Below are 14,857 nucleotides of genomic sequence, written 5' to 3'. Positions count from 1 at the left end.
ATTATTTTCCCTTCCCCTCGCTGAAATACTTGGCCATTTGCTGCATATCTTTTTCTGATAATAATGCGGCCACTTTACTCATAGTTTTATCTGGTCTTTGGCCAGACTTAAATGCTGCCAACTGCGCGCTCAAATAATCTGCATTTTGATATTTCAGACTAGGAATTGAGCTAAACTGACTTTCACCTGTTTCCCCATGACATGCTTTACACATATTCAGCAAGTTCTGGTAATCAGCTTGCTGAGCAAAGGCTGGCACTGAGGCACAGATGAGCATTGCGGACAGCACTAACGTCCTGTGTCTTATGCTTGTTTTCATATTTAGTGACGACCTTACAACAGGTTGAATTGGTTTGGTGCCTATTCCCCGTAACACATGGTAAACAGTGCAGTCAGGTGGCGCTGTTCCAGGATTGTGTTACGGGTAACGACATTGATAGCGAACTGAATCAATACGGTATGAAGCACACAAAAATAAGAAACAGAATGTATCCATCTCTGTTGTCTTAAGTAAAAAGTATATTACCCACCTCATTATTAGACTGGAAGCACAAAATCACCCCAAACCAAGAATAAATCACGATAACAAAGGTTAAAATCGCTAAAAAAATCTAAAAAAATGCAGATACACAATAATCAATTTAAAATAAACACAGATACAAAACACATGTATCATTTATTATCAAATCCAAGTGCAACAAACCATTACCTGATTTATATTCATTAAATTAATAATCCCGCCCCAAATATCCATATTGAGCCGATATTATCCTGACGATTTATCGCTCAGCCGATCCCTCCCGATTTAACACTCTGTGAAGGGAGCCACTGACAGATTTCGCTTACACGTCAGCTCACAACAAACTTACTGAAGCCAATCCATATTTGTATTACCTTATATAGTCGTTTAGCCAAAGGCGCATGCGCAGCGCCGGCGGAGAACAACGTTATTTGCAGCATATCTGCTCTGGTCGAAGCCATCAGGTAATAAATAGCGATGCAGTGTGATGTACACCACCATGACGTGAGGAAAGGTAATGATGAACAAAACACTTCTTGCTAGCGCGGTTGCACTTCTATTCGCCGCACCGACAGTTTCAGCAATCGACCTCTATAAAGACAGTAAGACTGATGTAAACCTTGGCGGCTATATTGGTGTCAGGGCGGTCAACACCGACAGTGAAACCCAGTTGGTCAATGGCAGTTCCAGAATTAATTTCAACTTCAGCCGCCAACTTACCCACGGATGGCACGCATACAGCACTCTGGAATGGGGTTTTGAACCCTTTGGCGATACTGAGCTTGTCTATAACAGAGACAGCCAGTTTTCAGCCAATAATGACAATGTATTCTACAGTCGACTGGCGTACATAGGTCTGGAACACGACAGATACGGCAGCCTCTCATTTGGTAAACAGTGGGCTGCCTGGTACAACGTTGTGGGTGGTACAGATAACGCCTATGTATGGGGAGGCGCTGCAGGTGGTGCATACAGTTTGGATGGCAGCGGTGGGATTGATGGTACGGGTCGTGCTGATAAAGCGATCCAATACTCCAACTCCTTTGGCCGATTCAGCTTTACCCTGCAAACCCAGCTTCAACAAAACACCATAGATGTGTCTGCATTCGACAGTGATAATGTTAATAGCACGCTGGAGTACGATGACACCTACGGTGCATCCATCACCTATGCGATTACAGATGATTTAAGTATTTCTGCCGGTGCCAACAGAGGTTCGTTCACCGGATTCAACGCGGCAGCAAACCAGCGTATTGATACCGATGATGAGATCTACGGCGCCAGTGTAACCTGGGGCAATGTGTCTGATGTAGGCTGGTATTTCTCTGCCAACTACAACAAAAATAAGTTCCATGATTCAGACATTAATGGTCATCTGATGCCCAGCGCTTACGGTATCGAAACCATGATTTCCTACATGTTTGACTCAGGGCTGCAAACCTATGCACTGTTCAATGGGTTGATCTCAGATGAAGATTATACCTATCCGGAAGATGATGGCTCCCGTTCACCTCTGGTCACTGAATCCAAACAGCAGGAGTTTATTCTGGGTGCGGCCTTTATCTGGGATCCTACTATCCTCGCTTACATTGAGGCCCAGATAGACGACAGCAAGTACAAGGTGGAAGGTATGCCGGAAACCACAGGAGAAGACGCAGTGGCAGTGGGTATTCGTTACACCTTCTAAGCAGAAACAAATACGCAGAACGCAAAAAGTCCGGCGGGTGCCGGACTTTTTAATTTCAGCTGTTACTGCCCTTTCTGGCATTCGCCCAAGGATCCAGCCCTGATGATGAGTCAGGGTTTGCCTGACTGCGCCTGTCCGTTTTTACTGCCCCGGTGTTATCAGGTTTGCGATCCTGTCTGTCCCTGGCATGATCTTTATCTTTTCGGTCAAAGCGGCGGCGTTTCTGCTCACCATCACCTGGGTTTGCCCCTGCAATGGTATCGCGGCGAGCGGCCTTACGTGGGGTTCGGCCCGGCTTAGCTCTCATTTGAGCTTTATCATCATCAGACTTTGCAGCGGCATGCCTGGGCTGATAATTCAGAACGGATACAGGAACCGGCTTTTTCGGCTCAAATCCTTCAATCACCCGTCGCTCAATCAAATGTCCCAGACGACTTTCAATCATGCACAAATTTTTAAAGTCATCTTTGGACAATAAAGACACAGCCTCACCGCTGAATCCGGCACGGCCGGTTCGACCGATACGGTGGATATACTCATCCGGCGGAAATGGCAGGTCATAGTTCACCACCCGCTCCAGCTGATCGATATCAATCCCCCGGGCCGCGACTCCGGTAGCGACCAGATACTTTAGTTTGCCCGCCTTAAAGTCTGCCAGGATCTGTTCACGAATAGCCTGACTGCGACCACTGTGGAATGCTTCCGCATGAATTCCGCGCTTTTCCAGCTGAGTCACCAGCTTGGCGGCACCATGCTTGGTTTCAATAAAAATCAGCAACTGCTGCCAATTCTGCTCTTGTATAAGGTGGCTGAGCAAAGCGGATTTGGTGTCTTTATCCACGGTCACCAGCCATTGACTGATGGCTTCTTTACTTGGCTTGGCAATCGCAATTTCAACCGGGTTGGGCACAGTGGTTTTCGCCAGTGCGCGCACTCTGGGAGACAGGGTTGCTGAAAACAGCAGGTTTTGTCTCTCCTCCGGCATACGCTCTACCAGCTCAGTGATCACCTCGATAAAGCCCATATCCAGCATGCGGTCCGCTTCATCCAGTACCAGCACTTGTATCTCATCGAAATGTACGGCTCGCTGATAGTACATATCCTTCAATCGGCCCGGGGTTGCCACCAGAATATCGACACCCTCTATCAACGCCTGTTTCTGAGGTTGGATATCAGTCCCGCCATACATGGCCAGTACCTTCAGGCCAATATCTTTGCTGTAGGAATTGATATAGTCAGCCACCTGCAGCACCAACTCCCGGGTGGGTGCCATAATCACGGCGCGAATACGCTTTTTACGCTGAGTTTGCCCCTGGCTTAGTTGCTCCAGCACTGGCAGCGCAAATGCCGCGGTTTTACCTGTGCCGGTTTGGGCTGCAGCCAATAAATTTCGGCCACTGAGTATCACTGGAATGGCTTTTTGCTGGATCTCTGTGGGCTGCTTGTATCCAAGCGCATCAATGGCGGAAACGATGGAGGTGGAAAGGCCCAGAGATGAGAATGACATAGTAAATCCAATACTCGGTTACCCAGCCGGACTACGCCGCGGGACAGTGGATAAATGGGCGCGCATTCTACAATTAAACCGGCCCTGCTGACCAGAGAATAACACCGCCCGTCTGCAGCTAATACCATCCGAATCAGATAATTCCTTCGTCGACCATAGCCCAGAGGTACAGAGCCAGATATGCCTGAAACGGACTGGCTCGCTCCGGGTCTATCTCAATACCTTCATCCGCCAGAGTGTTCAGTACTCTAGGGTCTGTTGACCTTTGAAGATGGTTTTTGCAGCTTTTTGTCGTTGTTTTATACAAAGCAACGCGATTGTGGTGTAGTTGTTCTACATAAATAAGCGTTAATGAAGTAGAAAGCGACGACAAACGCTGCCCGAAGGGCTCGGCTATACGCGCTTTACTCTTTGTTGCAAGGTATTTGCTTAGGCCCACTAGGCGGCACACCTTGCGTCGCGATTAAAGCGCGTCTATCTCGAGCAAAATTCAACCATGAAAGGTTAACAGACCCTAATAATGGTGCCATCTTTATGGGGAAACACATGGGTATGGCCCAGATGAAAAATAGCGATAACAGACACGGTCCACTCTCCTATTCCCCAGCAACTGAGCGCCTGAGCTCTGAAGTCTCCATAAGGCAAACATCTCCACGCTTCGAAATAGTCCTCGTTTTCAAGGTACTTATCGCGCAGACCAATAACTGTCCTGGCTTTACTCCGGGACAATCCAGCCTGAATTAAACTCTCATGGCAGAGATTCTCCGGGCCACCAATCAGCTCAATATGTCGGGCAACCCTTCCATAAATTGTTGCGGCAGCCTGCTGCGACAACATCTGGCCCACAACGGCGCGAATCAGCACAGTGACTAGGGCTTCCTGACTGGGTGAGATAATTGGAATTAATGGACAACGACTGAGCCTTTCCGCCAGTGCCGGGAAACGATGGCAAAGCTCATTACGAATAGTTTCAGGCGGCATCATGGGCGTGACCAATTGGCAAACTTCTGCTCACACTATAATGTGGGCAAAGTTCAATCAACAGGAGACAGGTATGTCGCTTCTGAAACGGAGTTTAGCGCCGTGGGCCCTGGCACCATTGTTGCCGCTGATTTTATGGCAGGGAAAACAGGTACGCCGCAATACGGTACGATTACCTGAAGCCATGGGGGAACCGCACTTCCCTGCCACCGATGACAATGCGCTGTCCTTGCTGCATCTGGGTGAGAGCACTGTCGCAGGTGTGGGTGTCAGACATATACGGGATGGACTGACCGCCAATATTATCAACTCGCTCCAACGGGATGGAGTCGCTGCCAGTGCCTGGGCTCAGGGGCATAATGGCGCAACCGTCGCCGAGATCAACACGCTGGCTCCCACTATCATCCATCCTGATATCCTGCTGGTGACTCTGGGAGTAAATGACACTGTGAGAATGACATCAGATAAAGACTGGCGGCAGCAACTTGAGCTCTGCGTTGCCAGATTCGCAGGTCCTGATACCCGTGTTTGCTTTACTCAGGTACCTGATATGGCCGCATTTCCAGCTTTACCCGCCCCTTTAAATCAGTTTCTGGGACTGAGGGCAAGCAAACTGCACCGGACGCTCAAAAGTTTATGTTTACAAAAAAAGTGGCACTTATTGGAGGTTGACCTGCCTGTTGCTGAACACTGGATGGCAAAAGATGGTTATCACCCTAATGCAGAGGGCTACAGAATTTGGGGAGAATCTATCGCCCGGCAGCTGAAACAGCTTCCGTAAACGTCAATATTTCATCAAAAAATAGATAATTACGTTTACGTAACCCATTATTTCAATTCATTCTTTTGGGTGATTTTGTTAACTTTTTTTGATCTTGATCACCCTTGTCAGAAAATCATCACAATAATCCATTCAACTGAGCAAGTACGTTTGAAACCATGGACTAGAGTTAATGGCTGGCGTGCGTTCATGCTCTGCCACGGTTTTAAATCTCGGTAAAGATGACTGTTATTCGGTGTGGTACCCGGTGCGAGGGTTCCGAATGCAGCAGCAGACATCTCATTGTTTTGCTTGTTGTCAACGAATGGAGTCACCCATGCAAAAGCTCGCGCTTGTTACCGGTGCCAAAGGCGGTATCGGATCTGCGATTTCAGAAACGCTGGTTCGGGATGGATTTAAGGTCATCGCGACCTACTTCACAGGAAATCATGAATGTGCCAGAAAGTGGTTTGATGAAAAGGGATTTACCTCAGATCAGGTCACACTGTTCGAACTGGATGTCACCAATTCGATAGAGTGTGCAGAACGCCTGGCGTTGCTGCTGGAAACCCACGGCACAGTCGATGTACTGGTGAATAACGCCGGCATCACCCGGGACACCAGCTTCAAGAAGATGAACGCCACCCAGTGGAATGATGTCATCAACACCAACCTCAACTCTCTGTTCAACGTCACCCAACCCCTGTTCGCTGCGATGTGCGAAAAAGGCGGTGGCCGCATCATTAATATCTCCTCGGTTAATGGCCTTAAAGGTCAGTTCGGTCAGGCTAACTATGCAGCCGCCAAGGCCGGGATGATAGGTTTCAGCAAATCCCTCGCCTTCGAAGGTGCCCGCAGTGGCGTCACTGTCAATGTTGTCGCCCCTGGCTACACAGGTACCCCTATGGTTCAGGCAATGCGTCAGGATGTGCTTGATGCGATTGTCGACACAGTCCCCATGAAGCGTCTGGCTACCCCTGATGAGATCGCCAAAGCTGTGGCTTACCTTGCCAGTGACGATGCTGCCTATATCACAGGGGAAACTCTGTCGGTAAACGGCGGCCTTTACATGCAGTAATCGAGTGGAGAATTCGAGCAAATGGAAAGAGTTTATATTGCCGCGGCCAGGCGCACCCCTATCGGTAGTTTTGGGGGGGCTCTCAAGTCTGTTTCTGTAGGGCACCTGGGAGCCACCGTTATCAAAGCGGTTCTCGCTGATACCGGCATAGCGCCCGAAGCCGTTGACGAAGTGATCCTGGGAAATGTGGTTGGTACCGGCCAGGGAATGGGTCCCGGACGTCAGGCTGCGCTGTTTGCCGGGCTCCCCAATACGACTCCAGCCTACAGCCTGAATATGGTGTGCGGCAGTGGTATGAAAACCGTTATGGACGCCGTTGCCCATATTCGTGCCGGCGAAGCCGACATTGTGGTCGCTGCCGGTGCAGAGAACATGTCTCAAATTCCCTTTATGGCCCCTGCGAGTCTGCGCCAGGGCCAAAAAATGGGTGACATCTCACTGAAAGATCTGTTAGTCAGTGATGGCCTCACCGATGTGTTCAATCAATACCACATGGGTGTCACCGCTGAGAATATTGCCAATGAGCTAAATATCAGCCGTGAACGTCAGGATGCCTTTGCCCTCACCAGTCAACAAAGAGCCGTTGCGGCTCTCGAAGCCAACCGATTTGCCGACGAAACCACCCCGGTTGAAGTCACCGAGCGTCGTAAAACCCGTCTGTTCGAGAAGGATGAATATCCAAAATCCGATGCCCGCGCAGAAGCATTGGCGGGCCTGCGCCCGGCTTTTGCCAAAGAGGGCAGTGTCACCGCGGGCAATGCCTCTGGTTTGAATGACGGCGCTTCAGCAATTCTGGTGGTGTCAGGTAAAGCCCTGCAGCAGCACAAGCTGACGCCACTGGCGGAAATAGTGGTCACAGCTCAGACCGGCATTGAGCCGCGCATCATGGGACTGGGCCCAGTGACAGCCGTCACCCGGGCACTGGAGAAAGCGGGATTGACCCTGGCAGATATGGACCTGCTGGAACTTAATGAAGCGTTCGCAGCCCAGGCGCTTGGCGTTGCACAGCAGCTGGCCGAGCAACATGGAGATGATCTCACCGCGCTGCTGGAAAGAACCAATGTCAATGGCGGAGCCATTGCTCTGGGTCACCCTTTGGGTGCATCAGGCAACCGCATATTGGTAACCCTGCTCCACGAACTGAAACGCCGTGGCGGTCAGTACGGGGTGGCATCTTTATGTATCGGCGGCGGTATGGGGACGGCAGTCCTGATCCGTAATTGCTGATAGCCAACACTATCAACCCACTTAGTTTCATCACCGGAGGAAATACCATGTACACAGATATGTTCAAGATGTTCTCAGAGCAAGCCGAAAAGTCACTGGCACCTTACCAGAAGTTCAACGCCCTGATGGCCAAACATGTAGAGCAGATCACCGAGCTGCAGGTTAACGCCATGAAGGCCTACAGCGAACTGGGACTGGCTCAGTTTAAAGCCGCCAGCGAAGTGAAAGATGTGACCTCTCTGGCGGCTTTCAATGGCCAACAGATGGCCACGCTGACCAAACTGTCCCAGCAACTGATGGATGACAGCAATAAGATCCAGAATATTGCCAAGACCTTTAAGGACGATGTGGACCAACTGACCACAGAAAACATCAAAGCCGCCACACCGGCTTAATAACATTGCCGCTCCTCACGGGGAGCGGCCTTGACCAAGGGAGGCTCAGCATGTTTTCGCATTTGTTTACGGATTACTTTAAAACCATGCAGCATTGCCAACAGGAGTGGTGGCAACAGTGGGATAAGAATAACGGCCCGGTTGACTCCCCGGTTAGCCGCGCCATGCATGAAGTTAATCTGGAAGACACTCTGAATTTTTTTGAATCAGCAGCCAAACAGCCCGGAGCCCTGCTTGGGGTGCAAACCCAGTGGTGGGAGAAGCAACTGCAAATATGGCAAAGTCTGGTGCTTGCCGGCGATAACACAGACATAGTGGCACCGGAAAAAGGTGACAAACGCTTTGCCGACCCCGCCTGGCAGCAGGAAGCCTGGTTCAGCTTTATCAAACAATCATATCTGCTTTACTGCAGCACCTTCCTGCAATCTATAGACAGTATGGAAGGGCTTGATATTAAGGCCAAAGAGCGCCTGAGCTTTTTCTCACGGCAAATGCTCAATGCCCTCTCCCCCAGCAATTTTGTGATGAGCAATCCTGAACTCCTGAAAATGACATTGGAGCAGAACGGTGAAAACCTGCTTAAAGGCCTGCAACAACTCCAGGAAGATGTGGATGCCAGCGCCGATATCCTGAAGATCCGCATGACCAACAACAATGCCTTCCGGCTGGGGACAGATATTGCCAAAACCCCGGGGAAAGTAGTGTATCGCAATGAATTATATGAGCTGATCCAATACACACCCAGGACCAAAAAGGTTAATCCAACGCCTTTGCTGGTGATCCCGCCCTTTATCAACAAGTACTATATTCTCGACCTGCGCCCGGAAAACTCCATGGTTAACTGGCTGCTGGAACAGGGCCACAATGTGTTCCTTATCTCCTGGCGTAACCCGGGTGCCGCACAGCGCAATGTGGAGCTTGGTGACTATGTCACTGAGGGTGTGGTTGATGCTGTTAAAGTGCTGGAAGAAATAACGGGTCAGTCTCAGGTGAACGCGGCCGGGTATTGCATTGGTGGCACCGTGCTGGCGATGACACTGGCTTACTATGCCGCCAAGCGGATGAAGCCCAGGATTAAAACCGCCACCTTTTTCACCACACTGCTGGATTTCTCTCAGCCCGGCGAAGTCGGTGCCTATATCAATGATCCTGTAATCAAAGCGATAGAAGCCCAGAATAATGCCAAAGGATATCTGGACGGGCGCAGCCTGAGCGTGACCTTCAGTCTGCTGAGGGAAAACAGCCTCTACTGGAACTACTACATAGACAACTATCTTAAGGGCCAAAGTCCGGTGGATTTTGACCTACTCTACTGGAACAGCGACAGTACCAATGTGGCTGCCAGTACCCACAACTTCCTGCTCAGAGAGCTTTACCTCAACAACAAGTTGATTGATAAGCGCGGCGTGAAGGTTGGCGGTGTTTACGTTGATTTGAGCAAGATAAGCGTGCCCAGTTACTTTGTCTCCACCCGTGAGGACCATATTGCCTTGTGGCAAGGCACCTATCGCGGCGCCCTCAACCTTGGCGGTAACAAAACCTTTGTTCTGGGCGAATCAGGCCATATTGCAGGCATAGTTAATCCTCCTGCGAAAAACAAATATGGTTACTGGCTCAACCCCAATCTTCCCGACAGTGCCGAGGAATGGCAATCTGACGCCGAGCGCCAGGACGGTTCCTGGTGGACTCACTGGCAGTCATGGTTGGAGCAAAACAGTCCCGAAAAGAGTATCCCGGCCCCCCCAGTGGGCTCAGAGGAGTATCCGGATTTAGCAAATGCGCCGGGAGATTATGTCAAACAGACACTGCCGATTCAGGATTAGCTTTCTGACACTAAAAACCGGGCAAATCAGCCCGGTTTTTCTTTGGTAAATACACCTTAGGTTAATTGTTGATAACAGGATCCGCTGCTAGCCTTGCTGCAAACCTTATTTGAGGCTCCCCATTAACAGGATGAAGTAATGAACGGATCTCTGGACCAACTCCTATCCCTGGTCTCCCATGGCAATGCCTTCCTCGGTGGTCAGGCATTGGATAACTATTTCCCCGACGATATGAGCTTTCGCTTCTGTGAGTCAGTGCGCTTTATGGAACTGGAGCGCTGCAACAAGGACTGGAAAGAGTGGGAGCACTCTCCGGATCCTCTGCTCTGGTTCAAGAAGATGAAGGGGGAAGATGCCAGGTGTTTTCGCGCCAGATACCTGCAGGGTCAGGACGAAAACATGCCTGACCATATGAGTGTTATCTACCCGGGCGGTGGCGGCCGCTGGTTGATTGAGGTAGTCAAACCCGAAGGCTCAGACTTCTGGGAAGCCAACTGGGAGACAGGCAACAGAGACGATCCCCAACAAAAAATCTGGCGGGTTAAATATGGGCGTATTCTCAAACAGGTGCACAGGCTGGAGCAGCCATTGCCGGATGAAGACCAACTGACAATCTCATTGAGGCAGGTCCTGACAGACATTAAAGCATTGGCGGACAAACATAATGAGAAGGGATTCAGCAATTGCTTTAACCAGGCGCTGAAGTGTCTGGATGGCGACTTTCCACGCCAATACAAGGGCACCAAGTTGGATAAAAGCAACATGAGTAAGGTCAGCCAAAACCTGATGGCAGCAGCAAGATCTGCCTGGGTCTTTGGGGGAATGGGATCCTGGAATGATATGTATTTTGCCCATGAAACTGAGTATGAAGCGCTCACAGGAAAGCTCTACCAACATATCGTCACCGCCTTGCTTATCAGCGTTAACCCAAAATAACAGGAGGTTGCCATGGCAAATGAAAGCATCAGGCTACTGTTAATCGACGCCTTTATCCCCTCACTGTTTTTCCCTTTACTGGCCGGAATATATCTGTTGATTGAACGTAAGCCATTTGCCAGGGTGATGGTCACCCTCCTAAAAGGCTATCTGGCTTATGTGATTATCCTGCTGGGCTGTATATTTATCACCCAACTCGCTCTGGGGCCCGGAGAAGCGTCAAATATGTTGATACTCACTCTGAGAGTTCTCGTTATCTGGTGTGTCGGTATTTGGGTTTTCACCCGGGATCTCGCGATTAAAGAGAGGCCGTCGTCATCTGAATGATCTTGGTTGGCAGGCTTATCGCGGCAGTATGCGCACCTGGCTGATTAACTAACAGATCCCGGTCACTGCATAGTTTACAGATAACAATACATTGAAAAATTGCTTGTATTATTCAGCGCTTACCAGTACATATAAGGCAATCCTCAACTGAGACACTAACTTGAAAAACCACTTCGGAAAATTGTCCTTTTTTGTCACCCTGCTGACAGTATTGCTAATAAGCCATGCTGCGGGTGTGCTTGGACTTCAACCGACTCAGGTTTATCAGGCAACCAGTATCAGTCAGGAAACGGCTCCCGATCTGACCCTCGAGTCTATCGTGTCCAGAGTCGCACTGCCGAGGCTTCATGCGCCTGAACCTCAGGCCCCCAAACCGGATCCAGTTCCCTGGCCGCTGCTTATCATCAGCCTTGCTCTGCTTAGCTTGGCGGTTCGGTTTCCCCTTCACCATCCCCGTCATTATTTGACTCAGTCCAGCCACCGTATTGCCGGTTGGCGAGACACCAATCTACAGTTCCGCTTTATCCATACCCGCTGATCCTCCAACTCAAATAACACCTTTATTTGGATTTTAATTTGTTGGAGAAATATCTATGCGTTCCTTCCAGAACTCACTGGCGGCGGTTTGCCACCAGCAGTTTACTGTCCCTGATTATTCAGGTCTGACAGTCAGCCTCTCATTTACACAATGCCCCCTTTGTAAGTCTTCCGCCTCCTCGCCTGACTCAGGAGGTGGTGCATGAGTCACACTCAAAGAAAAGGTATCAATCGCCCCAGTATCAATCGTCTCAGCAAGTGGAAATATGGCCTGTTTATCGTCATGTTCCTGGCGCTATTAATGCAGGCAATCCCCTCCTTTTACGGCGATATCCCGGCACTGGGCATTCAGGTTAAACAGGATAAATATCTGTCCCCGGAGGCGGTGACCAGATTGCTTGATACTACCGCCGTGCCTGCCAAAGAGTTGCAGTTCGAAGCTGGTGAGATGCTCGTGACCTTCGACACGATTGCCCATCAACAGCAGGCTAAAGCCTTGCTCGACACTCAACTGGCCAAAGACGCCGATATCACAGTCCAGTATTACTCTGCTGCGCCTGAGTGGTTTAAAACCCTGGGGGCCGATCCGGTCAAACTCGGGCTGGATTTGCGCGGCGGCGTGCAGATGCTGCTCTATGTGGATCTTGATGCCGTTTATCAAAGGCACACAGAGGCCACGGCGCAGGAACTCAAGACGCTGCTTCGCGCCGAGCGTATCCGCAATGTACAGGTAAGACAGGTATCGTCGGTTGAGCTTGCCATCACAGGTATGCTGGCCCCGGCTGAAGACCGCTTATCGGCCACTCTGGATACCAAACGTATGCAGTGGCAGGTCCGTAAAAGCGACAATGACTGGCGTCTGACCCTTACAGAATCTGAGCAGCAAACTATCGCCGCTGCCGCCATGGAGCAGAATATCCAGACTCTGAGAAACCGTATCGGCGAGCTGGGCATAGTGGAAGCCAGCGTGATACGTCAGGGACGGGATCACATCCGCATTGAGCTGCCCGGTGTGCACGACCCAAAACAGGCAAAAACCGTTATTGGCGCAACCGCTTCACTGGCCTTCCACAAGGCTGATATTAACGGACACTTATTGATGACTGACACCCGGGGGAATCAAGTCTCCCTGCTCAAGAAACCGGTTATCACAGGGGAACATATCGTAGACGCCCGTAGCGGCACAGATGAAATGGGCAGACCTCTCGTGTCTATTCAGCTTGATGGTCCAGGTGGCAGCAAGATGACAGACTTCAGCCGGGACAATGTGGGTCAGGCGATGGCCAGCGTATACACAGAATATCTGTTGAATGAACAGGGCAAGCTGACTCCCAGCGACAAAATCATCAACTTGGCAACCATACAATCAGTTCTCCCCAACAAGTTTCAAATCACAGGCCTGGACAGCCACCAGGAAGCCAATGAGCTGGCCTTGCTGCTGCGCTCCGGGGCACTGACCGCTCCGGTACAGATAGTTGAAGAACGAGCCATTGGTCCAACTTTGGGTGAACAGAATATTCAAGCCGGAATAAGCGCTCTGGCTTTGGGCATGGCAGGTATGGCGCTGTTTTTGATGGTTTGGTATCGCCGTTTTGGCTGGGTTGCCATTGCCGGTCTGGGTGCCAACCTGATTATGCAGCTGGGCCTGCTGGTATTGCTGCCCGGCGCGGTATTAACCCTGCCTGGCATTGCTGGTCTGGTGCTCACTGTTGGCATGGCAGTAGATACCAATGTACTTATCTTTGAGCGTATCCGTGACAGATTAAGAGAAGGCGCCTCATTGGCGGTCGCCATCGACTTTGGCTATCGTTCCGCCTTTACCACCATCTTTGACGCCAATATCACTACCCTGCTTTCCGCGCTGTGTCTTTATGGCATTGGCTCGGGCCCACTGCAGGGCTTTGCAACCACTCTTATCCTCGGCCTGCTCTCCAGCATGGTGTGCGGCATTTGGGGTACCCGCCTGCTTATCAACCCTATTTGGGGTCGTGATAACCGACGCGCAATCAAGATTTAAGGAGCAATTGTGATGACAGATTTTACCTTAACCCGTGTCCGTTATCTGGGCATGGCAGCATCTATAGTTATGATGCTGCTGTCATTGGGTTTTATTGCCGCATACGGCCTGCAACTCAGTATCGATTTCACCGGGGGCCTGCTGCTGGATATCAGTATCCCCACCCTGGCTGGCGCCAGCGAACTTAACGCGCTGCTCGCGCCAGTGTTGCCCTCCATGTCACAGCTGACAGAGACAAGTAGCACAGGTCAATGGCAACTTCTGCTGCCCGCGGGTCAGGAGATGATAAATCCTCAATTACTGATAAGTCAGATAAACGATCAACTGATAAGCCATGGAGGTATTCACTTAAGTGATGGCGCGACTTTGCTGCAATCTACCGCCATAGGACCTCAGGTCGGCGCAGCCCTTTATGAGCAAGGTGGGCTGGCGTTATTGGCGGCTTCGTTATCCATCATGTGTTATCTGGCGGTGCGATTTGAGTGGCGTTTGTCTGTCGCAGCTATGGCCTCATTGGTACACGATGCAGTGATCACTCTGGGACTGCTGGCATTGCTGCAGGTTCGCATCGATCTGAATGTACTGGCCGGTCTGCTCGCGGTGATTGGTTATTCGTTGAATGACTCGATAGTGATTGCCGATCGCCTGCGGGACGTACTTAAGGCCAAACCTAACCTTGGGATCCACGAATGCACGGATATGGCAGTAAAGGCGACCTTCTCGCGCACACTGATCACCGCGGGCACCACTTTATTTACCATTGGTTGCTTACTGCTGTTGGGCGGCGAAGCCTTATATGGCTTTGCTTTCACCATGTTCGTTGGCGTGCTTGTAGGAACCTGGTCATCCATCACCATAGCCTCGACCACTCAGGAATTGCTTGGGTTAACACCGGCGGACTACCAGCCCAATCAACAACTGATGGATGAGCGTCCATAACCTGTTGTCCATGGCGGCAACAGTCCAGGCTGGAGCCGCCTTGATTAAGCGATTGTCGCAACAAGCCCGCTTAATTAGTTGACCAATAAAAAACCAGTCAGTTTACACCGACTGGTTTTCTGG

14 protein-coding genes are annotated in these 14,857 nt (G+C 50.5%); 11 read left to right on the top strand and 3 right to left on the bottom strand.

Translation table 11 applies throughout. From position 1 onward, the window contains the following. Position 1: 1 nt before the first annotated feature. Positions 2-277 (bottom strand): c-type cytochrome, encoded by a 276-nt coding sequence (locus L2725_RS13910; RefSeq protein WP_249249629.1) that lies wholly within the window; start codon positions 275-277, stop codon positions 2-4. Between the two features lie 760 nt (positions 278-1,037). On the opposite strand from L2725_RS13910, the gene L2725_RS13905 reads away from it, so the two are divergent. Next, positions 1,038-2,207: a porin gene (locus L2725_RS13905; RefSeq protein ID WP_249249497.1), complete on the top strand. Its 1,170-nt coding sequence runs from the start codon at positions 1,038-1,040 to the stop codon at positions 2,205-2,207. A 55-nt stretch (positions 2,208-2,262) separates the two neighbouring features. Here L2725_RS13905 and L2725_RS13900 read toward each other — a convergent pair whose 3' ends face one another. Next, positions 2,263-3,714: a DEAD/DEAH box helicase gene (locus tag L2725_RS13900; protein ID WP_249249496.1), complete on the bottom strand. Its 1,452-nt coding sequence runs from the start codon at positions 3,712-3,714 to the stop codon at positions 2,263-2,265. 504 nt (positions 3,715-4,218) lie between these two features. Continuing rightward, positions 4,219-4,698 (bottom strand): DNA-3-methyladenine glycosylase family protein, encoded by a 480-nt coding sequence (locus L2725_RS13890; protein ID WP_249249495.1) that lies wholly within the window; start codon positions 4,696-4,698, stop codon positions 4,219-4,221. Between the two features lie 70 nt (positions 4,699-4,768). On the opposite strand from L2725_RS13890, the gene L2725_RS13885 reads away from it, so the two are divergent. The 10 genes from L2725_RS13885 (at position 4,769) to secF (ending at position 14,734) form a co-directional block, all read left to right on the top strand. Further along, a complete protein-coding gene (locus tag L2725_RS13885; RefSeq protein ID WP_249249494.1) occupies positions 4,769-5,476 on the top strand; it encodes an SGNH/GDSL hydrolase family protein in 708 nt (235 codons plus the stop codon). A 316-nt stretch (positions 5,477-5,792) separates the two neighbouring features. Next, complete coding sequence (locus L2725_RS13880) at positions 5,793-6,533, top strand: SDR family oxidoreductase (RefSeq protein WP_249249493.1); 741 nt, start codon at positions 5,793-5,795, stop codon at positions 6,531-6,533. 21 nt (positions 6,534-6,554) lie between these two features. Next, complete coding sequence (locus tag L2725_RS13875) at positions 6,555-7,760, top strand: acetyl-CoA C-acetyltransferase (RefSeq protein WP_249249492.1); 1,206 nt, start codon at positions 6,555-6,557, stop codon at positions 7,758-7,760. 47 nt (positions 7,761-7,807) lie between these two features. Further along, positions 7,808-8,155 carry a phasin family protein gene (locus L2725_RS13870; RefSeq protein WP_248937163.1) on the top strand — a complete coding sequence of 116 codons (348 nt, stop codon included), beginning with the start codon at positions 7,808-7,810 and terminating at the stop codon, positions 8,153-8,155. Positions 8,156-8,205: 50 nt separating this feature from the next. Then, positions 8,206-9,978 carry a class I poly(R)-hydroxyalkanoic acid synthase gene (gene phaC / locus L2725_RS13865; protein ID WP_249249491.1) on the top strand — a complete coding sequence of 591 codons (1,773 nt, stop codon included), beginning with the start codon at positions 8,206-8,208 and terminating at the stop codon, positions 9,976-9,978. Positions 9,979-10,116: 138 nt separating this feature from the next. Then, the gene (locus L2725_RS13860) at positions 10,117-10,914 is read left to right on the top strand and encodes a hypothetical protein (RefSeq protein WP_249249490.1); all 798 of its coding nucleotides are present in this window, start codon (positions 10,117-10,119) and stop codon (positions 10,912-10,914) included. Positions 10,915-10,926: 12 nt separating this feature from the next. After that, positions 10,927-11,241: a hypothetical protein gene (locus L2725_RS13855; RefSeq protein WP_249249489.1), complete on the top strand. Its 315-nt coding sequence runs from the start codon at positions 10,927-10,929 to the stop codon at positions 11,239-11,241. Between the two features lie 181 nt (positions 11,242-11,422). Beyond that, positions 11,423-11,779 (top strand): hypothetical protein, encoded by a 357-nt coding sequence (locus tag L2725_RS13850; protein WP_249249488.1) that lies wholly within the window; start codon positions 11,423-11,425, stop codon positions 11,777-11,779. A gap of 201 nt (positions 11,780-11,980) precedes the next feature. Further along, positions 11,981-13,795, top strand: a complete 1,815-nt coding sequence (gene secD / locus L2725_RS13845) for a protein translocase subunit SecD (protein WP_249249487.1) — start codon at positions 11,981-11,983, stop codon at positions 13,793-13,795. A gap of 12 nt (positions 13,796-13,807) precedes the next feature. Beyond that, positions 13,808-14,734 carry a protein translocase subunit SecF gene (gene secF / locus L2725_RS13840; RefSeq protein WP_249249486.1) on the top strand — a complete coding sequence of 309 codons (927 nt, stop codon included), beginning with the start codon at positions 13,808-13,810 and terminating at the stop codon, positions 14,732-14,734. Positions 14,735-14,857 lie beyond the last annotated feature (123 nt).

It is taken from the genome of Shewanella corallii, from assembly GCF_023349125.1.
Lineage (GTDB): Bacteria > Pseudomonadota > Gammaproteobacteria > Enterobacterales > Shewanellaceae > Shewanella > Shewanella corallii.
The sequence above is the reverse complement of the archived record's forward strand: the minus strand, read 5'-3'. Positions and strand labels throughout refer to the sequence as shown.

Bases quoted from the DNA above. Each gene is read 5' to 3' on its own strand.
- L2725_RS13885 (WP_249249494.1), top strand. From the start codon at position 4,769: ATGTCGCTTCTGAAACGGAGTTTAGCGCCGTGGGCCCTGGCACCATTG.
- L2725_RS13890 (WP_249249495.1), bottom strand. From the start codon at position 4,698: ATGATGCCGCCTGAAACTATTCGTAATGAGCTTTGCCATCGTTTCCCG.
- L2725_RS13900 (WP_249249496.1), bottom strand. From the start codon at position 3,714: ATGTCATTCTCATCTCTGGGCCTTTCCACCTCCATCGTTTCCGCCATT.
- L2725_RS13905 (WP_249249497.1), top strand. From the start codon at position 1,038: ATGATGAACAAAACACTTCTTGCTAGCGCGGTTGCACTTCTATTCGCC.
- L2725_RS13875 (WP_249249492.1), top strand. From the start codon at position 6,555: ATGGAAAGAGTTTATATTGCCGCGGCCAGGCGCACCCCTATCGGTAGT.
- phaC (WP_249249491.1), top strand. From the start codon at position 8,206: ATGTTTTCGCATTTGTTTACGGATTACTTTAAAACCATGCAGCATTGC.
- L2725_RS13855 (WP_249249489.1), top strand. From the start codon at position 10,927: ATGGCAAATGAAAGCATCAGGCTACTGTTAATCGACGCCTTTATCCCC.
- secD (WP_249249487.1), top strand. From the start codon at position 11,981: ATGAGTCACACTCAAAGAAAAGGTATCAATCGCCCCAGTATCAATCGT.
- L2725_RS13860 (WP_249249490.1), top strand. From the start codon at position 10,117: ATGAACGGATCTCTGGACCAACTCCTATCCCTGGTCTCCCATGGCAAT.
- L2725_RS13870 (WP_248937163.1), top strand. From the start codon at position 7,808: ATGTACACAGATATGTTCAAGATGTTCTCAGAGCAAGCCGAAAAGTCA.
- L2725_RS13880 (WP_249249493.1), top strand. From the start codon at position 5,793: ATGCAAAAGCTCGCGCTTGTTACCGGTGCCAAAGGCGGTATCGGATCT.
- secF (WP_249249486.1), top strand. From the start codon at position 13,808: ATGACAGATTTTACCTTAACCCGTGTCCGTTATCTGGGCATGGCAGCA.
- L2725_RS13910 (WP_249249629.1), bottom strand. From the start codon at position 277: ATGCTCATCTGTGCCTCAGTGCCAGCCTTTGCTCAGCAAGCTGATTAC.